The 22,983-nt window shown below is 44.0% G+C and carries 19 protein-coding genes and 1 other annotated feature; of the genes, 1 reads left to right on the top strand and 18 read right to left on the bottom strand.

Translation table 11 applies throughout. From position 1 onward, the window contains the following. Position 1: 1 nt before the first annotated feature. From NST45_RS10520 to NST45_RS10465, 12 genes are all read right to left on the bottom strand, one after another. The gene (locus tag NST45_RS10520) at positions 2-904 is read right to left on the bottom strand and encodes an ABC transporter permease (RefSeq protein ID WP_080742512.1); all 903 of its coding nucleotides are present in this window, start codon (positions 902-904) and stop codon (positions 2-4) included. A gap of 36 nt (positions 905-940) precedes the next feature. After that, entirely contained in the window at positions 941-1,903 is a 963-nt protein-coding gene (locus tag NST45_RS10515; RefSeq protein WP_036687660.1) for an ABC transporter permease, read from the bottom strand. 75 nt (positions 1,904-1,978) lie between these two features. Next, entirely contained in the window at positions 1,979-4,120 is a 2,142-nt protein-coding gene (locus NST45_RS10510) for a peptide ABC transporter substrate-binding protein (RefSeq protein WP_076316733.1), read from the bottom strand. 542 nt (positions 4,121-4,662) lie between these two features. Then, positions 4,663-5,529: an SDR family oxidoreductase gene (locus NST45_RS10505; protein WP_036687662.1), complete on the bottom strand. Its 867-nt coding sequence runs from the start codon at positions 5,527-5,529 to the stop codon at positions 4,663-4,665. Between the two features lie 2 nt (positions 5,530-5,531). After that, positions 5,532-6,035 carry a hypothetical protein gene (locus tag NST45_RS10500; protein ID WP_170914282.1) on the bottom strand — a complete coding sequence of 168 codons (504 nt, stop codon included), beginning with the start codon at positions 6,033-6,035 and terminating at the stop codon, positions 5,532-5,534. A gap of 109 nt (positions 6,036-6,144) precedes the next feature. Then, on the bottom strand, positions 6,145-6,711 hold the full coding sequence (locus tag NST45_RS10495) for a MarR family transcriptional regulator (RefSeq protein WP_036687664.1): 567 nt from the start codon (positions 6,709-6,711) through the stop codon (positions 6,145-6,147). 134 nt (positions 6,712-6,845) lie between these two features. After that, positions 6,846-7,028: an HAD hydrolase-like protein gene (locus NST45_RS10490; RefSeq protein WP_256715430.1), complete on the bottom strand. Its 183-nt coding sequence runs from the start codon at positions 7,026-7,028 to the stop codon at positions 6,846-6,848. Positions 7,029-7,078: 50 nt separating this feature from the next. Then, positions 7,079-7,945 (bottom strand): GNAT family N-acetyltransferase, encoded by an 867-nt coding sequence (locus tag NST45_RS10485; RefSeq protein ID WP_036687666.1) that lies wholly within the window; start codon positions 7,943-7,945, stop codon positions 7,079-7,081. 130 nt (positions 7,946-8,075) lie between these two features. Then, positions 8,076-8,310: a binding site (T-box leader), on the bottom strand. A gap of 181 nt (positions 8,311-8,491) precedes the next feature. Next, entirely contained in the window at positions 8,492-9,484 is a 993-nt protein-coding gene (locus NST45_RS10480) for a helix-turn-helix transcriptional regulator (protein ID WP_036687669.1), read from the bottom strand. A gap of 526 nt (positions 9,485-10,010) precedes the next feature. Beyond that, a complete protein-coding gene (locus NST45_RS10475; RefSeq protein ID WP_036687671.1) occupies positions 10,011-10,466 on the bottom strand; it encodes a DinB family protein in 456 nt (151 codons plus the stop codon). Positions 10,467-10,622: 156 nt separating this feature from the next. Beyond that, positions 10,623-11,111: a YfbM family protein gene (locus tag NST45_RS10470; RefSeq protein ID WP_076098775.1), complete on the bottom strand. Its 489-nt coding sequence runs from the start codon at positions 11,109-11,111 to the stop codon at positions 10,623-10,625. A gap of 509 nt (positions 11,112-11,620) precedes the next feature. Beyond that, entirely contained in the window at positions 11,621-13,876 is a 2,256-nt protein-coding gene (locus tag NST45_RS10465) for a DNA topoisomerase 3 (protein ID WP_339825543.1), read from the bottom strand. Between the two features lie 164 nt (positions 13,877-14,040). Between NST45_RS10465 and NST45_RS10460 the strand changes: the two genes are divergently transcribed. Beyond that, positions 14,041-14,904 carry a pentapeptide repeat-containing protein gene (locus NST45_RS10460; protein ID WP_339825540.1) on the top strand — a complete coding sequence of 288 codons (864 nt, stop codon included), beginning with the start codon at positions 14,041-14,043 and terminating at the stop codon, positions 14,902-14,904. A gap of 14 nt (positions 14,905-14,918) precedes the next feature. On the opposite strand, the gene NST45_RS10455 is transcribed toward NST45_RS10460, so the two are convergent. The 6 genes from NST45_RS10455 to lpdA all read right to left on the bottom strand — a co-directional run bounded on the left by NST45_RS10455 (position 14,919) and on the right by lpdA (position 22,983). After that, complete coding sequence (locus NST45_RS10455) at positions 14,919-16,631, bottom strand: proline--tRNA ligase (protein WP_038571539.1); 1,713 nt, start codon at positions 16,629-16,631, stop codon at positions 14,919-14,921. 392 nt (positions 16,632-17,023) lie between these two features. Then, positions 17,024-18,511: a glutamate synthase subunit beta gene (locus NST45_RS10450; protein ID WP_036687677.1), complete on the bottom strand. Its 1,488-nt coding sequence runs from the start codon at positions 18,509-18,511 to the stop codon at positions 17,024-17,026. A gap of 235 nt (positions 18,512-18,746) precedes the next feature. After that, positions 18,747-19,238, bottom strand: coding sequence for a dihydrofolate reductase (locus NST45_RS10445; protein ID WP_036687679.1), 492 nt, complete (start codon positions 19,236-19,238; stop codon positions 18,747-18,749). An 84-nt stretch (positions 19,239-19,322) separates the two neighbouring features. Further along, positions 19,323-20,303 (bottom strand): thymidylate synthase, encoded by a 981-nt coding sequence (locus NST45_RS10440; protein WP_036687680.1) that lies wholly within the window; start codon positions 20,301-20,303, stop codon positions 19,323-19,325. Positions 20,304-20,444: 141 nt separating this feature from the next. Beyond that, complete coding sequence (locus tag NST45_RS10435; RefSeq protein ID WP_339826145.1) at positions 20,445-21,419, bottom strand: S66 peptidase family protein; 975 nt, start codon at positions 21,417-21,419, stop codon at positions 20,445-20,447. A 151-nt stretch (positions 21,420-21,570) separates the two neighbouring features. Further along, on the bottom strand, positions 21,571-22,983 hold the full coding sequence (gene lpdA, locus NST45_RS10430) for a dihydrolipoyl dehydrogenase (protein WP_036687684.1): 1,413 nt from the start codon (positions 22,981-22,983) through the stop codon (positions 21,571-21,573).

The following is a 22,983-nucleotide window of genomic DNA, read 5'->3' as shown; positions in this document are numbered from 1 at the left end:
ATTAATTGCCTCCTTTCGGACTGAATGCTTCCTGGAGACCGTCTGCTACAAACAGAAACGAAAGCAAGGTTATTGCAAAGATACCTGCCGGAAAATACAGCAGCCACGGAAAGCCGAGAATATTCTCACTGGCTTGAGCAATCATACTCCCAAATGAAGGGATTGGCGGCCGAAGCCCCATGCCAAAAATACTTAAGCCTGCAATCTGGATGAGATCACCGGGAATCCCGAAGGCAAGAGAGACACCCATACTGCCGATAACATTCGGCAACATATACCTTCTAGCAATATGCGCCTGAGATGCGCCTAACGCTCTTGCCGCTTCCACCATCTCCCCGTCCCGCATACTCAGGACCAGACTTCGGATCAAGCGCGCATACCCCGCCCAGCCCGGAATCCCAATCGCTAGAATCAAAGATAAATACCCACGTCCCAGCATAATGACTAATATCAAGGCGAACAAAAATCCCGGCAAGGTCATCATGAAATCCACAGCACGCATAATAATCATATCGGCAATTCCGCCGCGCAATCCGGCCCATAAGCCCAATATGATCCCGATGATGAAGCTGACCAAAGTCGCGCCAAAGGCAATAATCAAAGCGCTTCGAACACTGAACAAGATCTGGCTGAACATGTCATGCCCCACATTATCCGTGCCAAAAATATGCTGCCATGTCGGCCCTTGATTGATGGCCAAAAAATCTCCCGTGCGATAATCATACGGAGCCACCCAAGGTCCGATAATCCCCGCGATCAAAAAAAGGACAACCCAGACCAAACCAATAACGGCAAGACGATGTCTTTTAAATCGCTTCCAACCTTGATAAAACTGGGATCTCTGAAGATTCTTTTTTCTCTTCAAAGCTACATCCGATTGAGTTGCTGCAACTGTGCCAGCCAATTGCTCCCCCTCCTAGGTTCGTATAGTCTGTGCCGCTTATAATCTGACACGCGGATCAATAAAGGCATAAATAATGTCAACAAGTAAATTCATAATCATAATCATGGATCCCAGCAGAAATACAGATGTGATGGCGAGCGGATAGTCGAAACTGGTAAATGCCGTCTGCATCACCTGACCAAGCGCTGGAATGGCGAAAATTTGCTCCACCCAGATCGTGCCCATCACTGTAAAAGCAAATTGAGGTCCGATGACGGTTATCATCGCTGTCAGCGAATTTTTGACACCATGCTTAAAAATCATCGGCCAATATTTGACGCCCTTAGCTTTTGCGGTCCGCATAAAATCCGACCTCATGGTTTCGATCAGACTGCCCCGCATATATCTGGCCACAACACCGACATTTGCCGCAGATAAACAAATAATCGGCAAAATTGCTTGCCTCCAGTGACCCCATCCCGTTACAGGCAGAATCCCTTGAAACACAACACCAAATAACAAAACCATAATCACCGCGAGAACAAATGCCGGAATGGCCTGACCCGTCAATGAGATGGTGCTTACAACATAATCGATCCAAGTGTTACGTTTGAGTGCTGCAATAATGCCAAGCGGAACCCCGATAATTACCGAAAGAACAACAGAACCAAATGCCAAAAGTGTACTGATCGGCAAAGCCTGCTTCAGTTGAGTCGCAATTTGCAAAGACGGATTCTGCATCGAATTACCGAAATCGAAGGTTAATTGATGCCATATATACTTCATGATTTGCTGCCACAGCGGTAAATTTAAACCATACCGGCTTTGAAATTGGTCCATGACTTGCTGATAGAGAACAGGGTTTTGCCCTTGCAGCGGAGCCAGTGCCGTAGCCATGGTATTCGTATTCATGAAACCGCCAGGTGAATAATACATCATGGTATAGCTGACTGAAATGACCAAAATTAAAGTGATAATGATTTGTAAAATGCGCTTTGAAATAAATTTCAATATGGTCAAATCCGACCCTCCTTTACCGATTCACGGGCACCATAATTGGCGCCCGCGATTGGTAATTATTCAACCCATTTAGGATTATTCTACAGATAAAAGATGCAGCCCATAGAAGTTGCCCCATGCCCAAGGATTTGATTGCACTCCTGTAATGCCGGGTTTTACCAAGAAGTATTGCTGTTGATAATACAACGGAATAGCATAAGCTTCTTCTAGCAGGTTATTAACTACCTTAGCCGCGATAGGAGCAGCGTCTTCGACGGTCAGCGCATTTACGAATTGCGCTTGCCACATTCTCAAATCTCTTAAGGTATCGGATTGATAACCGTTGTAGTATACCTGTACATCAAGTGCATTTTGATTCAACTTGCCACCTGGCGCGTTTGGTGCTACGAAGGTCCAAGCGGTTACAAAGGCGGCATGTTTTTCATCGTTATTTTTAGCATTTTTCCAAAGATCTACAATCTGTTGCCATTGTTCAGCGGCCGTTGGAAGCCCCAGTTGTTTCAGATAAGGCTGCCAATCCGCAGGTTGCTCTGCTGTCCATTTATCCAAAAAGACGATATCCTCTTTGGCAGCTTTTTCTAATGCTGCCCAGTCGCTCCATTCCACACCGGCGTTCTTATTGTCCGGATCTCCATATTTTTTAATGGCCGGTTTATAATAAGTTTCCTTGGTCCAATCCACGAATTGTTTCGTAGCTTCTAATGGAGCATCCAGCGTTCCTATGGAATATAGTTGCTGCGTTGCACCCATGTCCAAACTTCCTGGTTCACTCCAGTTTGTTGCGCCCGACGCCAGAATAAAGCCTGGTTTTGCATCGCCCTGAGGTCCGCTGTACTGATAAGCGTTAAACTGCGCCTCATTGAGCTGAACTAGCTCTGTTTTGATACCAAGATTTTGTTGCAGTAATTGACCTAACGCCAAAGCGATTTGCTCACCCTGAGCATCTACTTGCTTGACCCCAACATACAGCGATAAGGTTGGCAGACCTTTACCGCCTTCATAACCGGCATCCTTCAATAATTGTTTGGCTGCCTCGAGATCTTCCGGAAGTCCTTGCTCCAGTTTTTCCGTTGGCCAACCTGGTGAAGCAAAGATATTGGTCGCCCCGCCCATGCCGTTCAGCACCGATTCTACGATCGGTTTACGTTGGATCGCTTTGGCGATAGCCTGGCGCACCTCTTTTTTGTCATATGGAGATTCCGTTGTCGGGTTGCTCCAGAGCAAATATTTGATCGCATAAGTCGCTGCAGTATACAACTGGGACTTTAGCTCATCCGTTTTCTTCACGTATTGTAAATCAGACGCGCTTTGGATTAGAACAACATCCGCATGGCCGGACATATAATCCTCCACCGGCACGGTTGTTGCCGGAAGAACATGGATGGTCTCTACATTGCCGTGATTAAGCTGGCCAGCTGCACCTACATAATTCGGATTGCTCACCATGACGAGTTCACCGTTTGGTGTAAAAGATTTAACCATGTAAGGGCCATTGCTCACAAAATTCCCCGGTTCAAACCACTTACCAGGGTTCGCTTCGACCGCTTTAGGATTCATAGGCATCGACCCGGAAAGAACCATATCACCCAGAATCGCGTGAGGCAGCGTGGTCGTAATTTCCAGCGTGTAATCATCAACTACTTTTAGACCAACTTCTTCTTTACTTACAGATCCGGCATGGTATGCATATCCGTTCTTCACAAAATTAAGCACGCTTAGCCAAAGTTGTGCGGTTGTGTTAGCTGGATCCAATTGATACATATAAGAAAAATAAAAATCATGGGCGGTCACAGGATCGCCGTTAGACCATTTGGCATCTTTACGGAGGGTAAATGTCCAAGTTTTTTTGTCGTCGGAGACGGTATAACCTGTCGCAATTTTCGGAACGATTTCATTATCCTGATTGTAGCCATAAAGCCCTTCGAGCAAAGTTCCTTGCCCTACCAGAATTTGTCCTTGCCATTGTGTAGGATCAAGCGTCGGGATCTTTGGATTGAAAACGGTTACCGAACTTCCCGCCTTAATTTCAAGATCAGCAGCACCTTCATTCTTAACTGCCGTTTGACCCACATCACTGGTTGCTTTTACCGAAGTATTGCTATTGCCTGCAGCATTTTTACCGTTCTCATTGGCACTATTAGAGGAATTACTGCAAGCAGTCACAGATAACAAAGAAAATGACAGAAGTAGAGCTAAGAACGCGTTCTTTTTTTTCATCCTCAAGTGAACCCCCTCGTACAAAGTCATGAATCTAAAAAATAACATTTTATTTTTTGTTATCTATGATGTTATCCTTCACCTTCTCATGTTTTGCCCCCCTAAATTTAAACTCAGATGTTTGTTTGTGAACTTTCGAATGTCTTCTTTTGAATTTCACTTAGAAAACTAAGAGTAATCGCTTACATTCTAAAATTTTCCACAAAGATTGTCAAGAAAAAATGTTACGTTAGTTAGCATAACTCGTTATTTTTAATATAACTTATTTGTTTAATATGAATTTTTCGTTAATATTTTATTAGCTTTTTTAGTGTTATTTCGTAAATAACACTAACTTATTGACGAATTTTAGCTTATTTCTTGTAATGCTGTTATAAACGCTATAGAAGAACAAGTTCTATGAGTTCCATAGAACATAATAAAAAGAGTGTATCCCAGCAGTCATTTTATGACCTTTGGGATACACTCTGAACCATTGAGATATGGGAATCGGAATAAAATACTGCTATCGATACAAATATCAGAATAGGTGGACTCCGCCTCTACCGGAAATTATCTATACACTCATGTAGAAAGGCGTCTAGTGTGCGTGGATCTCTGCCGAGCAAACGCTTCACAGTGTCATTTGGACTTTCTGGCACCATCCTAGACATGGTTTGAATTTCCACAACGTGGTTCGCGAGCCAAGGAGGCAGATTCCCATGCTCAATAAGATTACGGAGTAGTACTTGAGGTTCCATGTTGATGTAACTTATCGGCCGATTAAGCAGGGCAGATAGTCGACTCGCGATCTGGGGATAACTGAAAATCTCCGAACCAGTAAGCGTATATATATGGCCTGATACCTTGTGGTTGGTCAGAACTTCTGCGGCAACGTCTGCAATATCGCGACAGTCAATAAAGTTACACGGTGAAACGCCCATAGAGCCGAAGAAAACATTTTGGGTTGTGATCGTTGGTGCAAAGCGCATTAAATTTTGCATGAACGCATAAGGGCGCAATACGGTATGGGTGATACCCGATTCCCTCAACGTGTTCTCAATTTCTTGATGCCAGCCCGCCACTGCCACTGGAGAGCTCTGCTCAAAAGCTGGACTGGATATTTTTACGATGTGTTTGATTCCAGATTCGGTGGCAATCTGAATGATTGAGGTTTCCAATTCGATTTGTCTTGGACTGTTGGACATGGCAAGGAAGAGCTGGCTAGCACCTGTAAACACACGTCGCAGCGATTCAGGATCGGAAGCGTCTACCCTTGCGACCTCAGTAGTCGATCGGCCTTTCTCTCCGATTTGATCACGCAACTTCTCTGGCTCTCTGCTCAGCGCCCTGACAGGTACGCCAAGATCAACCAAACGTTCCAAAAGCGCACTTCCAATCGTACCTGTTGCTCCGATAATAACTATCATTTTTATCTTCTCCTTTTGGATGAAAAATTAGTTGTGAAGGCAAGTCGCCACCGCCATGTCACTATCGTGCTCGCTATGAATCCAGACAACGGGAAATCGATCCAGACACGATTTACCCAGGCCAAGTGATTACTCGGAATCATAATTTCTACTACAACAGATGTCACCCATGCAGCGTATAGCCCAAATGAGGACCCGGCCATTGCGAATACCCCTACCACAACCAAGTGAGGTGCACCGATGACCCATCGCAAACGGCCCACTCGGCTGTGCAACAAAAGTCCAATCATCAAGGCCATCAAGGTCGATGCACCGCCAATAGTAGTCAATGCCGCTATTTGAAGCCCCCTATCTACAGTAACCAATCCCCCGATACCTGCCATAATGGCAGGAGCAGCATAGGCCATTACAACTTCACGCCATAGTACAAAAGTCTTTTTCTTGGAACCAACAGCCTTGATGCTGTAAACATCTTCTGTCTGATTCGGGTATTTCATCTGGTTCATTTAGTTGCTCCCTTCTTCTTTGAAATAGTTCAACGATTGATTTCAGTAAATTATAATTAGGCACCTAACTATATAAGAGTAAAAAAAGGCTAGCTTCACTAGCCCAATTCTACTCATTACTGATGTTTCCCTTTGGTTTCGAGCCTAATTCGCCCGTAAGTGCTGAAATGCCCTGTGTAACTCGACCCAGCAAGTCGAGAAATACGCTGCGTTCTTCGATGTTGAGCAACCCCACCATCGCTTCCAACCGAGCGAAATGCTCAGGAGCCATTTCACGGAGCTTCTTCGCTCCTTCTTCCGTTAAAACGACTGATTTCTGACGGCCATCGTCTGAGCTTAATCGCCGAGATACTAGCCCATCTCGTTCAAGAATGTCGATAAGACCAGTCACTGTAGCACGTGTAACGCCTAGATGCTCCGCTAATTGCGAAGGCAACTCTTCTCCTTCGTTATCTTCAAGATCTGCCAATAAACGATAACGCCCTGTTGATAAACCGAATCTAGAGAAATGAATCTCAGAGGCGTGTCCAAGCATGGCTCCCGCTGCCATTAGCCTAGACGCGACGAGTATAGCCTGTGCGTCTATGTCTAGGTTATAACGATCAATCTGACGCTTGGATTGTACAAGCGAGGGAATAGCCTCAATGTCGTTTATTTTTTTATTATTGTTGTTCATATATGTAGTATGGTCCCTAACTACTTTTGTGTCAACTCATTTTTTTATAACTCGTCAACCCTGGAGTTATACAGTTGGATTTGGTTGTAACTCTATATTTCTCCCAAAGCTCGATCAATCGACCTTCAAGCTCTTCAATTCAAGAGGTCCTTTGCAACAAAATCTGTTGATGCTAGCTCATACCATGTGTGACGATAATTTTCCAGAGACTGCTTACTCCATCCTGTCTCTACGAGAATTCTTTTGGCACCTACAGCTGCAGCTGCAAGCATATCTGTTGAACCTACATCACCAAAACGCGCCGTCGTATAGTGAATATTGTGCTCTTATTTTCTAAAGTAGTAGAAGTTCTGTCCGCATCATTCTACTATTCGAATTTTAACTGAAGCGAATCACAAATTGGCATATAGCCTATCTTTTGATAGATGCTATTAGATGTGGGATTTGCTAAGTCCGTATATAAGACGCACTTAATAAACCCTTTATCCAATGCAAGTTGGCTTATTTGCGCCACAATTGAAGTAGCGTAACCCTTTCCGCGCTCATATGGAGGGGTATAAACAAATGCCACGCCAATTGCCGTCTGCATTTCCCTTGTATATCCTGCCATAGATACGGGTATCCCGTTGTCCTCTAAAATATAGAGTTTCTTCGATGCTATTCGGTAGAGGTAAGGGTCTGCATCTTGCGGGATGGACATTTCTGTTTTACCATAATTCCCCGCTGCATAAAATGCTTCAGCCCAGTATGGGAAAAAGTGAATATCCTTTTCATCTAGCAATCGAACGATACCAACCTTTTGAATGTCTGGATTTACTGCAGTAAGTTCATATATACGTTGGCTCATCATTGTTTTAAAGGATATTCCCTTGCGCAAGGTATATTCTTTGGCAAAATACTCTGCCAAGGTTTTTTCGGTCATCACACCTGGAATTTCACGGTCTTTCAGCCCATCTATCAGACAGTTTATAGCTTCTGGGTTTATTATGTTGTCTGTTGCATAAAGCGTAATATTGTGTGGCGGTGTCATTATGGCGGTAAGTTGTATGCCCCTAGAATCTGAAATAGTTACCATAAGCCAATTTACAGGGTCACGCCAGTCTGTTTTGTCTTTTCCTTCATGCCCAATTATGATATTGCCAAGAGGAATCAAATTTTGTGCTTCATGACGCATCAGCATACCATAGGTATCATTGTAAAACTCATGCACATCCGTATACAACTTGAATTGCATTGCAATATCACCCTTTCATCTGCTCAACGTTTTTCCAGATTTTTCGAACTAATCGTTCTTCTTACAGTTTGTTGATTTTTCGCCTGCCAATTTAATAATTAATTAATGAAGACGCAAAAAACCCCATCCCATTAGGGACGGAGTTGCTCCGCGTTACCACCCTGATTGACGTTTATAATAAACGCCCTCTTAGCCATCGTCCAACAACGATGCTTCTTTGTAACGGTAGAATCCCGGTCCCATCTACTATAATTCGGGGGACAGCTCTGAGGTGATTTTTTGATTCGGATATCCGCTGCCTCGCACCAACCGGCAGTTCTCTGAACGGCGTTTCCAGATCTAATTGTCCTCTTCATCGCATTTGGTAATTATTAATTAAGTTTAATATAAGATAATAGGAATATTCTGTCAATAACTCAAACAACAATAGGGATCTCTAAACTTATATTGCTTCTAAAGCAGATAATCCAACTAATCATGCGACTATATGATTGCGGAGACTACACTACAGTCTGCTTATTTTCTTCATCAACACATAGCACCTGCTTAATCTGTTTCGATTAGCTTGGAGGTCAACTTCACTACTGGCCTGATATACTTCAAAAACCGCTCCGGATCGTGATACACGTAATTGATTCTCCCAGGGGAAGTATCAAAGCAGTAACCAGTGTCTGCAAAATTAAAAGCTGCCATTGCCCTTTCCATCTTTTCCTCTACACTACGATTTTCCTGTTCATAATTGAATGGCCCATGTTCAAAAACAATATACTCGGCTTCGAGAACATCAATCATAAGCATTTGTGGAGGTACTTCACCTTTATAATCAAGAGGAAGACGTACACCAAAACACTCTGTACGTGGAATACCCCAATCGCAGAGTCTGCCATCCGGGTCATTAATGTAAGCCATAATCTGACCGCTGCCACCGTTAGATTCACTCCCACCATCGTCATCCAATTTGCCCTTGATACTATCGAGTAAGCCGCAAATAGTTTCGCAGTCCTGTCCTGTAATAAGGCTTTGCTTTTGCCAAAAATCCCAATACCCATTACTCTCATAGTTTTTAATGTGCAAAAATTTGTGAGTGGGGATGGTTACAAAATAAATGTTAAGATCATCTGTAGATTTCATCATACCAATCTCTCCAAATCCGAAAAAGTAGCGGTCGAAAGAGTTTATTTTTGTACGAAGGGCGACAGGCATAGGCTTTTTCCGGTATTCACTTGGAGTTACACCATATGTTCCCTTGAAAGCCCTGGTAAAAGCTTCATGTGATGAAAAACCATAATCAAAAGCAATATCCAAAATGCTCTTTTCACTATCCCGAACCTCTTTTAGTGCGAAGGCTAATTTTCTATGCCGTAGATAATCCCTAAATTGCATTCCCGATATTTCCTTAAATTTTCTCGTAGTATGAAATTCGGAATAACCTAACTTGTGAGAAAGAAATCGTAGCGTTATTGCTTCACTGTTACGATTCTTAATACACTCGTCAATTTCATTAACGATTATTTGGATTTGCTTGTGCCACTCGTACAATTGGTCTGTTCACCTCGTTTCAACCACTCTATAGTCATTGTAGAGTAATGGAATTTGCATTACTTGATTCTACTTGCGGAAAAGAGAGGAGAGGATATATTTGTACCTTAAATCGCCTTGGAAAATATCAACGTTATCATTCAATGACAAATCAAACGTTTTGGTCCTACTATTTCGGAATCTCATCAGATTTCCTCTTTGCACTTAGTGGTCGGTGTATAACCCTATCGTTCTGTCAAAGTATTTCCGCAAGCAGCTTAAGCGTGTCATGCATTCGCAGGATGGACAAGAAGCACGGAGTACCGGGAGGCATTAAATAAAAGGGCTCGGACCCGTTGAGACATGGGAGTGAAAATCACATGCCCTTACAGTTGTTCCAAGCCACCGCCTCCTCAATTTCCTTCTTATCTCACATTTAGCTAAAGGTAAAATCCTACGAATTCATGAGCCTGCGTGAGTAAACTAGATCATATCGGAGAAGTTCAATGCCCATCTCATTCCGGGTAATGGTGATGATTAGGCCCTGTTAGAGTCTCGCGAACGTGATGTAATCGACTTGGACAGGCTCTGCCAATTCGATCCGCAGTGCCCGGTTGATCTGTCCCCGGTGATATTGCCCATGTAAAATGACCTGCGACAGGATGTCACGGACGGACGTTCGGAACGGGACTCCGTTCTGGTTCGCGTAGTCGATCATCACGTCCAAATCAAATTCCTCCAGCCCTTCGATATACACACGATATTGCTCGGCGTTTTCTTCGAACATCGTTCGGATCGCCGTCAGGTCTTCCGCTTCCTCCCATAACGAATATTGCGCACTGCCCTTGCCCTGCAATCGGGACAGCCAGACTCGTTCCGCAACCGCGACATGCCGAACCAGCTTCAGAAGGTCATTGTTCTTCATCTCACTCTCCTCGAGCGCTTCCAAGATTCGTGCGTCCGCCCAGTACAGGTGGTCCATCATGCGCTTGATCGTCTTCATTTCCGTTTCCCCCTCTTCGTCTCATCGATTACTTGAACCTACTGTTTCCCGCATTGGTCATTTATTTCTCTAATCGTCATAATCTTCAGCAGTCCAAGGTTCTTTTTTTATCGCGCTCATTGGAATCAGGAGACGTGTATCGCCTTTTGGTCAGAATCAGAAAATATAAAAGATGAGACCTTTGCTCTCGGCTACAGTTTGGTTGTAAAAACGCCGAATTTCGTTAAAATGTTGAAGCATGTAGGCAAAGAACGCGTCCTCATCCTCGTCCGAAACAATATCAGGTTCAAGAGGATACACCTCTTCCTTCACCATGGCCGGGAAATTATACCGCAAGCGGAGCTGCGCTTCATCCAGCTCAGAAATAGCCTGAAGCGCTTCTGCAACTTGCTCAGCGCGTAAGGAAAACGCCCCGAATGAGCCAAAATCGATGCCTTTGTCTGACGTCAGCGGAACAACATAGCCAAGAGGGGCATCTCCATCGGAAATAGCTCCACAAAGCAAGTAGTGAATCGCCTCCCAGGATCTATCAATGTCCAGTCCGGGATAATCGTCTATTTTCAAGCTCTTCAATGCAATGTCGCCTGCAATAATTTGCTGCACTAGGTTGTCATCCATTGCGAAGTAATATCCACGCATTCCCATGATGTCATCCTTCCTTCCATTCTAGTAGTGACTATACTGCCCAATCAAAATGTAACATTGGATTTATCCCGCAGGATGAAAAAAGAGTGAAGATCAGCCCCCTACGTAATCATAATATCTTGTGCACACAAGTTACTACATCCCGTTTAAAATAGGTGCGTCCTACACTCTTTAACTAATTAATTTTATGTGTAAAAGATATGGTCACCCACAGCCGACACTGAAACCATATCCTCTATACGGCGAGTCCGACTAATAGTCATGACTACGGACCCAGCTGAAGCTATTGGCGAATTTATAGCCGTTGGGGCAAGTTTGCGGACTCCAGTGCTGCTATTCTCCCGCAAGCGGTGCATATATACCCCTTTTCATGCCAATAACGACTATGCGGTCCGATAGCAGTCCAAAAAGGACGTATTCCCGCGTTTAGGGTCATCTGTGTCCGATAGTGGCTTCGTACATACAAATGTGATGTAATCACCCATGATCCATACAAACTTCCAGTTAGACTATGACTCCACTGTTAATTGACCCGTATCCATATTATTAAGCACAAGTTTCCCTTCCAGCGGGGTGCCGTCTTCGCTCGCAAGCTTCAGCTTACCCGTACGGCCCTTTTCAATCAATGCCTTTACTTGTGTATCTGTAAGGGTACGCCCGTGGTTCTCTTTCCAGATCACGAATTTGCAGCCTTCTTTGTAATGAGAGCAGCCGTAGCCTTTTTTACCCATAAAAATCATCCCGCCACAGCCAGGACGCGGGCAGTTTCCGATAATTTTCGGACCTGAATTTGCTGATTCCTCTTCGTTAGCTGGTTTACGTTTTCTTGGCGCGGCAGGTTTATCGCTAGTTTTACGAGATGTACCTCCACCACTCCGACCTTTAGCCCCTGTATTCACAGAAGGAGTTTCCCCTTCAAAAGAAGTTTTGGACGCCCGAGACTGCACACGAACCTTGTCCACGATCATACAGGCGAATCTTTTTACATTCTCCATAAATTGTCCGTCCGACGCCGTTCCTCTGGATATCTCGTTCAAGCGACGTTCCCACTGGCCGGTCATTTCAGGTGAAGTCAACAGCTCGATGCCCGCTCCACGTATCAGTTCAATAGCCGTTCGTCCTTTTTGCGTGATGGCGATTTTTTTACCTTGCATTTCAATGTATCCGACATTCTTAAGCCGTTCAATAGTTGCAGCACGGGTGGCTGGAGTACCTAGACCTGAATCCTTCATAGCATCCCGAAGCTCTTCGTCCTCAATCTGCTTTCCGGCACTTTCCATTGCTCTAAGCAGCGTGCCTTCCGTATAGTGTTTTGGCGGCTGTGTATCTTTCTCTTTAACGATAGCGTCACTACAGATCACCTCGTCTGCCGGAGCGATTGCGAACGGTTCATTCACTTCAATCTCTTCGTCTTCCTCATCATCTTTGTTTTTTCCCTTGGACGACTTTGCTTTGTCTTTTTTCTGGTCCGCGTAAATGACCTTCCAGCCGAGACTTAATAATTCCTTAACAGTAGTTTTGAACTTTTCGTCCTCTACATCAGTCATAACCGTATGCACTTTATATTCCGCAGCCGGATAGAACTGTGACAAAAATCGCCGCACAATCAAATCATACAGCTTTCCCTCATCCGCACTAAGCCCTGTTGCTTTTCGATATGTAGGCAAGATCGCATGGTGATCCTCGACCTTCGAGGGATTGCAGATAAATTTATTTCCTTTATGAATGAGATTACGATTCGCGCCTTTCACCCATTCATCATAAGCCGTCCCTTGGAGCGCAGATAAAGTCTTATGCATCTCCGGAATATTCTGTTCTGTAACATAGTTAGAATTTGTCCGCGGATAGGATATCACCTTATGCTTTTCATATAACGCTTGTGCGATATCGAGTGTTTTTTTAGCGGAAAAAGCGTACTTCCCATTCGCCTCCCGCTGCAACAGCGTCAAATCATACAGTTTATTCGGATACTCTTTCGTTTCCTTAACCTCATAAGAGTCAATCCGTCCCGGTTTTCCTTTGACCTTGGCAGCCAGCGCCTCCGCCTTCTCACCATCAGTCAGCCGGTCACCCTGCCACATGCCTTTATAAGTCATTTCATTTTGTGTAAAATGGCCCTCTACCTCAAAAAACTTAAGGGATGAGAACGCCTCAATCGTCTTCTGGCGATCATAAATAAGTGCAAGTACTGGAGTTTGAACTCTCCCCACCGACAGCAGCACATTATGTTTCGTAGTAAATGCACGTGATCCGTTCATACCGATTAGCCAATCGGCTTCACTGCGCGCTTTTGCCGCTTTTGTTAGATTCTCGTACTCCGCCCCATCCTTTAGCTCTTGAAATCCTTTGCGGATTGTCTCTGGTGTCAAATCGGAAATCCACAGCCGTTTCACAGGATGTTCAAGCTTCAAATGCCGCTGAATGAGCGAAAATATATGCTGGCCTTCCCGCCCGGCGTCACAAGAATTTACTAGCAGATCGCTTCGTTTAGCCAGCTCTCCGATTACCTTCAGCTGATCAATGGTCCGCGCATTAGGAACCAGCTTGAATTGGTCCGGAATAATGGGAAGATCATTAATATTCCATTTTTTGTATTTTACATCATATGCATCCGGCTCAGCCAATCCTATTAGATGCCCTATTGCCCATGTAATAATGTACTGCTCCCCTTCAAGATAGGAACGGTAATTTTTAGCCTTTGGTTCTATTGCGGCGGCGATATTCCGCCCCATGTCCGGTTTCTCCGCAATAATAAGTGTCTTCAAAAACATTCGCTCCTTACCTTCTCGTTCTTAAGTCCAAAATAGGTCCAGTACTCTATTATAACATTAACCTCGGTTTTTTTTAATCGACCGGACTTTTCATAGTCTTTCGTTTGATTTAAAATAAGTTGGTATAAGCGTATTCATGTATCGGAGGGAAACAAACCTTGTATGAGAATCACAGATTTACAGAACCTTTTTCTGATCGAAGCCTCTCTGCCCTGAAGGCGGATTGTGAGCAGTGCTTCGGCTTATGTTGTGCCGCATTACCTTTTGCTGCTTCCGTAGATTTCGCTAGAGACAAAGACGCTGGACAGCCGTGTCACAATCTACAGTCGGACTTTCGCTGTGGTGTACATACAGAGCTAAGAGAATTAGGCTACCGTGGTTGTACGGTCTATGACTGTTTTGGAGCTGGGCAAAAGATTTCTCAAGTCACTTATGCTGGAGAAGACTGGAGGAAAAAGCCGAAAACTGCGAAGCAGATGTTCGAGGTATTTCCGATTATGTGGCATTTGCACGAGCTGCTTTGGTATTTACATGAATCTTTGAACCTAGAAATAACCCGTACAATCCATACTGAGCTGCAAACAGCTCTCGATGAAACAGAACAGCTCACCTTGCTCAATCCTGAAGCTCTTATAAAGGTGGATGTTTCCGCTCATCGAGCAAAAATCAATATGTTACTGTTGCAGGTCAGTGAAATTGTAAGAACTGACGCTCGTCGTAAACTAAAAAAATCCACGAAGAATTTCAGTCGAGGTGCCGACCTTATGGGAGCAAAGCTCAAAGGAGCCGATCTTAGAGGCGCCAACTTGAGAGGAGCCTATTTAATAGCCGCAGACCTTAGGGATGCTGATCTCAGAGGTGCAGACCTTATTGGGGCAGACTTTCGCGATACTAACCTCAGAGGTGCTAATTTAGCAGAAGCTCTCTTTCTCACCCAGGCACAGATCAATGCGGCAAAAGGCAATACTCTCACGAAATTACCAGCAGCACTCTTGTGCCCTGATCATTGGCACTCTCATTAGATTAAAAAGATCATTTATATCAGCGGTGAATAGAATTTTTTGATCCGAGACACAGCTTCCATAATTTCTAAGACTTCTTTCTCCGCTGTGTTTCGTTCCAGATACTCTACTCTTCCCTGAGATGCTTCCTTGCCCACAACTATTGATAAAGGTATCCCGATCAAGCTTGAATCTTTAAATTTCACGCCAGCGCGTTCATCCCTATCATCGATCAGCGTCTCAATGCCAAGCTTGGTTAGTTGATCATAGAGACCTTCTGCAACCGTCCGCTGCTCACTATCCTTGACGGCCATTATCAAGATATGAACCTGATAAGGTGCCAATGCTGCTGGCCACATTAATCCATCCTCATCATGATGCTGTTCAGCAATAGCGGATAAAAGCCGTGAGATACCAATTCCGTAACAGCCCATAATCATAGGTTGACTTTTGCCTGAAGAATCTAAGTAAGAAGCGCCTAGCTTTTCACTGTATTTAGTACCTAATTTGAAGACATGACCCACTTCAATCCCTTGATGAAAATGCAGAATACCCTCCAAACAATGCGGACAAACTTCACCTTCTGCTACATTCCGTAGATCCCCCACATGCTCAAGCGCAAAATCTCTACCTGGTACTACGTTACGGAAGTGATAATCTTTTTCTCCCGCCCCTGTAATCCCTTGGGTCATATCTGCTACTGCTGCATCCACTAGGACAGTCAGGGTTAAACCCACAGGTCCTACAAATCCACTCTCTACACCGGCTAAGGATTTCACAGCCTCGTAGTCAGCAAGCTTAATCTCATTCATTCCTAAATATTTACTTACCTTAATTTCATTGACTTCATGATCTCCCCGGACCAGAACAGCAAAAATCTGTCCGTCACCTTCATAGATTAATGTTTTAATAATCTGCTCTGGCCGGATATCTAGCTCCTGCTCTAGTTGCTCAATTGTGCGCAAATCAGGAGTGAGGAACTTCTCTATCTCCGGTACTTGCATGACAACTTCATTTTTTGCAGGCCGCACGGACTCTGCCTGTTCCAGATTGGCCGCATAATCACAAACGGAGCATGCAGCAATCGTATCCTCCCCAATCTCAGCCAGCGCCATAAATTCATGACTGCCGCCCTCGCCTCCAATCGCACCGGAATCCGCATGGACAGCACGGAATTTCAATCCACATCGCTCAAATATCCGGTGATAAGCCTCGAACATTTGGATATAAGATTTATCGAGACCTTCCATGTTTGTATCAAAAGAGTAAGCATCCTTCATCAAAAACTCTCTGCCTCTCAGCAGTCCAAAACGTGGTCGGCGTTCATCACGGAACTTGGTCTGAATCTGATATACGGTAATAGGAAGCTTACGATAAGAGCTGATCTCATTCCGTACGAGCGTGGTTACTACTTCCTCATGTGTAGGACCTAATATGAATTCCCGCTCATGACGATCCCGCAGCGTCATCAACTCCTTACCGTATACCTCATATCGGCCTGATTCTTTCCAGAGCTCCGCAGGCTGCATAGATGGCATCAATACCTCCTGAGCCCCAGAGAAATCCATCTCATTCCGCACAATCGCTTCTATTTTCCGTAAAACACGTCTTCCAAGCGGTAAATAAGTGTACACACCCGCTGCTAATTGGCGAATATATCCCGCACGCAGCAGTAGCTGATGACTGCTTGTCTCCGCCTCTGAAGGTGCCTCACGCAGAGTTGTTAATAAAAGATTACTTTGACGCATATTTGTACCCTCCCTAAAAAATGAACGCTCTAAACGCAAAAAGACACATTCGTCAGGGACGAATGTGTCGTGATACCACCCTTATTTAACCGCCAGCCCATTATAGTCTACATGGCGATCCTCGATCGAATAACGGCCGATTCCGGCAGCGGTTGTACGCTGCAGCTACCCAGGCAGGATACCATCCACACGTATTTGAGGAACCTTTCAGCCGGTGAGTTCCCTCTCTGTTCTAACGCTTCTAGGATCGTAAGTCCTTGGTCAATGCTTTTGTCATTTAAATATTGTATTAAATCTATATGAAAATAATATTTCCGTCAAGCGTCGGCTCCAAAAAAAAGCCGCTTCTCCAGCAGGTAAACTGCTTTTGAAACGGCTTCTTAAATTAAAGCCTAGACAAGAACGCTTGAGCCCATCAGATATTTATCCACTTCACGTGCAGCTTCGCGACCTTCGTTGATGGCCCAGACCACCAAACTTTGACCACGACGCATATCGCCAGCAGCAAACACCTTATCCACGTTCGTGTTGAACTTGCCGTAACGTGCTTTCACATTGGTACGACGATCGGTCTCCAGTTTAAGCTCCTCAACAATATCTTGCTCTGGTCCATCGAAACCAATAGCGATAAGAGCGAGTTGAGCAGGATATACAGCTTCTGTTCCAGGAACGGGCTGATAGATTTTACGACCTGTCTCATCCACGATCCGGCGGATCTGCACGGTATGAAGCTCCTTCAAGTTCCCCTCTTCATCCCCAACAAATTTAGTGGTCATGATTGAGAATTCACGCGGATCATCACCAAAAATAGCTTTCGCTTCTTCTTGCGCATAATCCAAGCTGTACACATTCGGAAATTGCGGCCAAGGATTAGCAATCGGATCCCGTTGCAGAGGCGCTTTTTCATGTGTACCAAATTGAGTGATACTGCCGCAGCCATGACGAAGTGCTGTGGCAACACAGTCAGAACCTGTATCCCCTCCACCCAAGACGATTACATCTTTACCTTCAGCGGATACATAGTTACCATCCTCCAGATTGGAATTCAAGTAACTCTTGATCGTTCCATTTAAATAATCCATGGCATACATAACGCCCTTAAGCTCACTGCCTTCAATGTTGAAACGGCGTGCTTTAGTAGCTCCACCACACAGAACAACCGCATCATATTCATCAACAAGCTGCTGAGCCGGAATGTCTTTACCGATCTCAGTGTTCACCACGAAGTTAATTCCTTCAGCAGCCAGCAAATCCACACGACGTTGTACAACTTTTTTATCAAGCTTCATAGTAGGTATTCCATATGTCAGCAGTCCGCCAATGCGGTCACTGCGCTCAAATACAGTTACAGTGTGTCCAGCCTTGTTAAGCTGTGCTGCCGCGGCAAGTCCAGCAGGTCCAGAGCCTACAATTGCAATTTTTTTGCCAGTCCGTTTCTCAGGAGGATTAGGTACAACCCAGCCCTCTTCAAAACCCTTATCAACGATCGCAAGTTCAATTGTTTTGATGGTTACCGGCTGTCCGATCAGACCCACTGTGCAAGAGCCTTCACATGGGGCGGGACAAATACTGCCTGTGAATTCAGGAAAGTTGTTTGTCTTATGCAGACGTTCCAGTGCTTCTTTCCAGAGTCCACGATACACCAAGTTATTCCACTCCGGAATTAAATTGTGTACTGGACAACCTGAGGTCCCGCCAGCCATATCAATACCTGTATGGCAATAGGGGGTTCCGCAATCCATACAGCGTGCGCCCTGTGTCCGAAGCTCGTCCTCGGATAAATGATGGTGGAATTCTTCCCAGTCCTTTACCCGCTGCTCAGGATCCCGATCACCTGGGAGCTGCCGTTTATACTCCATAAAACCTGTAGGTGTAGACATGTTTACGTTTCCCCCATCCGTTCTCTTCGTGTTGAAGTATAGTACATTGTAGCATATTGCGGCTTCGTATGGTTGTCAGCAACGCAATGAAGTACCTGCACATTCTATTCTATACCTATACATAATCATTTCTAATTTTAATTATAGTAACATTCATCACTTTTGCACAGTAATGGATAAATCTACTGATTATTTGTACTATTTCACATGTTATGTCAGAGAAAACGTTTTATTGCTATTCCGTACGTTCATAAACAAGGAAACGGTAATCATACGGATTCTTCTCATCACGAATTCCCTTGATATTGGAGACCTCTTTCCACATCCTCCAGTCAATCTCAGGAAACCGGGTATCTCCTTCAAAATCCTGATCGATCTGCGTCAACATTAGCTTGTCAGCATACGGCAGCATCAAGCGATAAATTTCTGCACCACCGATCACCATCAGCTCATCTTCTTTTCTACCCTCGCTGAGAGCCTCTTCAAGCGTGTGTAGAACCACTGCACCTTCAGCTGAATAATCAGTATCCCTAGTTAGAATTAGGCTCGTTCTGCCCTTCAAGGGCTTGCCTCCGAGCGAATCCCATGTTTTGCGGCCCATTAGCATTCTTTTGCCCAATGTTTCTGCTTTGAAATAAGCAAAATCCAGCGGTAAATGCCAAGGCATATCGTTATCTTTTCCTATGACATGATTGGCACCCATTGCCCATATTAAGCTAATACTCATGAAGTTCCCTCCTTCCTTCATACTAAATTAAAAAACTACGCTGCCAGAAATTATATTTGCGAATCTTAATTTATAACAATTACGTTATACTGCGATCGGCGCTTTTATCGAAGGATGCGGATTGTACCCCTCAATGACCAGATCTTCCAGTTCAATATCAAAAATTGATTTCTTCTGTGAATTAATAACCAGGGTAGGCAATGCTCTTAATTCTCTTGATAATTGCTCTTTCACTTGCTCAACATGGTTTGAATAGATATGCGCATCACTAATGCTGTATACAAACTCACCTACTTCTAGACCACATTCATATGCAATTAAATGCGTAAGTAATGAGTAAGATGGAATATTGAAGTTTGCCCCGAGAAAGGAGTCAGCACTGCGTTGCAGCAAGTGGCAGCTTAGTTTACCATTTGCAACATAGAACTGGAACATAACGTGGCAGGGCGGTAACGCAGCTTTACTTCCTTTTGTTCCGGCATTTATAACATCTTCCGGGTTCCATGCGCTCACGATTAAACGCCGAGAATCAGGATTTGTTTTGATCTGATGAATAACGTCTTGTAATTGGTCAATTGATTCACCAGTAGAAGATGTCCAATTCCGCCATTGTTTACCGTAAACATTCCCTAGCTCACCATATTTCGCAGCAAACTCATCATCTTCTAAGACACGATCACAGAATGATTTCATCTCTGCTTGATACACTTGATTAAAATCTTCATCAACTAAACAACGATTCCCGAAGTCTGTCATATCTGGGCCAACATATTCGTCTGATTCAACCCATCTTTTAAAAGCCCATTCATCCCAAATATGATTATTATTTTTCAATAAATAACGAATGTTGGTATCGCCTTTAATAAACCACAATAACTCACTTGCAATTAAACGAAACGGTGTACGTTTTGTTGTAAACAGCGGGAACCCTTTTGATAAATCAAATCGCATTTGATAACCAAAAACACTAATTGTACCAGTTCCTGTACGATCTTCTTTTTTTACACCATGATCTAAAATATATCGTAAAAAATTCAAATAGGTTTGTTCTAACTCATTCGTCAATGTACTGCACCTCCGTAATATTACACCTCATATATTATATCTGAAAAATCCGAATTTTGTAGAAGGTAAGATAATTTTTAAATATATTTAATAATCGGGTTACATATTCAATTATAAAGGATTGGTTCAGCAAGTGTATCTCTACTCCGCTATCCTAAGCTCCACTCTGGCCCCATAAGCACGAACGTTTGCTTGTCCACCCACAGGAAAGGTAATCCTCGGCGATGTATGTCCAAAGTCCACGTCTGCGATCACAGGAATATCAGATAATTCTTCTTTCGAGCGGATAATTGTAGTTAGCAGCTTCTTTGACATACGCGATTCTTTTTGGAATCTGCCGATCACCAACCCTTTGACCTCTTCAAACTCAGGCTGATGAATTAGGGATTGCAGATCTCGATCAAAGGTTGCAGGTGCTGACTCATAATCATCCTCGATGAACAAAATAGAATTTTTTAAACTAGGCATATACTCTGTTCCCTGCAAAAGATTTAAAGTGCATAAATTGCCACCAATAATCGTTCCTTTCGCTTCCCCATCATTGATAATGAATGGACCTTCATTTTTAATAAATATCCGGTTTACCTGATCCAGATACCACTCATCATCACTCCAATGCCTGGAAGGCTGCACGAGAATTTCTTTATTGTCCATCATCAGCCTGCGGAAATATTCGATGGTATATTCATTATCGTGGAGCATCGCAAATGTGGAAAAATGCGGCCCGGAGTATGTAACTAATCCTGTTTGAGCATAAATCGCATTACTTAGTGCAGTAATATCCGAATAACCACATAAACGCTTTGGATTCTCCGCAATGATTGAATAATCTATATAACGCAGCAGCTGGTTACTATTGAAGCCTCCAATGGTCGTTAATATTCCTTTCACTTTGGGGTCTAAAAAGGCTTCGTGCAAATCCTCAATTCTCGAATCAATAGAAGAGGAAACAAAATCATCCGTCTCAAAAGAATTTGTTGAAATGGATATCCGAAAACCTAACCGTTCAAGCTGCTCTTTAGCGATTTTTCTTTGCTGAGCATCGATTAATGACAAACTTCTGGAAGGAGAGATAATACGCAGCTCATCTCCAGGCTTTAATTTATCAGCTCTCATCATTGAACCTCCCTATATTTATAAAATACAGATTAAGTAATTGCTCTTCCTCCCAGTATATCTCTTTTCAAAAAAGTGGAAAACACAAAAAAAGGCGGAACGCATTTGCGTCCGCCTTTCTGTTGCCTGCTAGAGCAATTTTGGAGAAAAATTATTTCATTACATGAATTGGGTGACCTTCAACCAATTCAGCAGCTTCCATGACGATTTCGCCAAGGGTTGGATGCGCGTGAATAGTCAAGGCGATATCTTCAAGCGTTGCGCCCATTTCGATTGCCAAACCAAGTTCAGCGATCAAATTGGATGCTTCGATACCAACGATTTGAGCTCCCAGTACCAAATTGTTCTCGGAGTTAGCAACAATTTTGATGAAGCCCTCTGGGCTGTTCAAAGATACTGCGCGACCATTTCCTGCGAATGGGAATTTGCCGCTTTTCACTTTGTAGCCTTTGTCTTTTGCTTCTTTCTCAGTCAAACCAACGCTTGAGCACTCAGGATCTGTAAATACAACAGCTGGGATGACTTTGTAGTCAACAACAGATGTAAGTCCTGCGATTGCTTCTGCAGCGATTTTACCTTCGTAAGAAGCCTTGTGAGCCAAAGCAAGACCTGGAACAACGTCGCCGATAGCGAAGATGGTAGGAATGCTTGTGCGTCCTTGGTGATCAACTTTGATCAATCCGCGCTCGTCGAGCTCAAGACCGATCAGGTCCAGACCAAGTTCACCGTCAGTGTTAGGACGACGACCTACAGTAACAAGCAAGTAATCTGCTGTAACTTCTTTGGACTCGCCACCAACAGAGTATTTCACGGTTACTTCTTTGTCGTTCTGAACAGCACTTTCAGCTTTAGCGTTAGTTACGATTTCGATGCCAGTTTTAGCCATGTTTTTCGCAACAAGACGAGTCATATCTTTATCGAAGCCTGGAAGTACAGTATCCAAACCTTCGATGATTGTTACTTTAGTGCCAAATTTAGAGTACATTTGACCAAGCTCGGCACCGATGTATCCACCACCGATTACGATCATGCTCTTCGGAATTTCTGGAAGTTCCAGAGCTTCAGTCGAAGACAGAATACGTCCGCCGAATGGGAAAGGTTTAAGTTCAATTGGACGGGAACCTGTAGCAATGATGCAGTGTTTGAAGCGGTAACGTGGAGATTCATGATCATTGAACACACGTGCTTCTGTGTCGCTGATAAACATGCACTCGCCGTTAAATACTTCAATTTTGTTGCCCTTCATCAAGCTAGTCACACCGCTAGTCATTTTTTTAACTACGCTGTTCTTGAACTCTTGAGTTTTGGCAAAATCCACTTTAACATTCTCAGCTGTAACGCCGAAAACTTCACCATGCTGTGCAGATTCAAATTGATGTGCAGCAGCGATCAAGGCTTTAGAAGGAATACATCCACGGTTCAAACATACACCGCCGAGTTCCGATTTATCCACGATGAGGACTTTTTGGCCGAGCTGGGCGGCACGAATTGCCGCCACATACCCACCAGGACCTGCACCAATGACCAATGTATCAATATCTAGTGAAGCGTCTCCTACTACCAT

The organism is Paenibacillus sp. FSL R7-0163, from assembly GCF_037969975.1.
Classification (GTDB): domain Bacteria; phylum Bacillota; class Bacilli; order Paenibacillales; family Paenibacillaceae; genus Paenibacillus_AQ; species Paenibacillus_AQ odorifer.
The sequence above is the reverse complement of the archived record's forward strand: the minus strand, read 5'-3'. Positions and strand labels throughout refer to the sequence as shown.

What these genes read in the sequence shown, in the direction of transcription:
- NST45_RS10510 (WP_076316733.1), bottom strand. Translation starts at nt 4,120, where the DNA reads ATGAAAAAAAAGAACGCGTTCTTAGCTCTACTTCTGTCATTTTCTTTG.
- NST45_RS10500 (WP_170914282.1), bottom strand. Translation starts at nt 6,035, where the DNA reads ATGAACCAGATGAAATACCCGAATCAGACAGAAGATGTTTACAGCATC.
- NST45_RS10485 (WP_036687666.1), bottom strand. Translation starts at nt 7,945, where the DNA reads ATGCAATTCAAGTTGTATACGGATGTGCATGAGTTTTACAATGATACC.
- NST45_RS10470 (WP_076098775.1), bottom strand. Translation starts at nt 11,111, where the DNA reads ATGGGAATGCGTGGATATTACTTCGCAATGGATGACAACCTAGTGCAG.
- NST45_RS10475 (WP_036687671.1), bottom strand. Translation starts at nt 10,466, where the DNA reads ATGAAGACGATCAAGCGCATGATGGACCACCTGTACTGGGCGGACGCA.
- lpdA (WP_036687684.1), bottom strand. Translation starts at nt 22,983, where the DNA reads ATGGTAGTAGGAGACGCTTCACTAGATATTGATACATTGGTCATTGGT.
- NST45_RS10450 (WP_036687677.1), bottom strand. Translation starts at nt 18,511, where the DNA reads ATGTCTACACCTACAGGTTTTATGGAGTATAAACGGCAGCTCCCAGGT.
- NST45_RS10445 (WP_036687679.1), bottom strand. Translation starts at nt 19,238, where the DNA reads ATGAGTATTAGCTTAATATGGGCAATGGGTGCCAATCATGTCATAGGA.
- NST45_RS10505 (WP_036687662.1), bottom strand. Translation starts at nt 5,529, where the DNA reads ATGATAGTTATTATCGGAGCAACAGGTACGATTGGAAGTGCGCTTTTG.
- NST45_RS10455 (WP_038571539.1), bottom strand. Translation starts at nt 16,631, where the DNA reads ATGCGTCAAAGTAATCTTTTATTAACAACTCTGCGTGAGGCACCTTCA.
- NST45_RS10495 (WP_036687664.1), bottom strand. Translation starts at nt 6,711, where the DNA reads ATGAACAACAATAATAAAAAAATAAACGACATTGAGGCTATTCCCTCG.
- NST45_RS10435 (WP_339826145.1), bottom strand. Translation starts at nt 21,419, where the DNA reads ATGAGAGCTGATAAATTAAAGCCTGGAGATGAGCTGCGTATTATCTCT.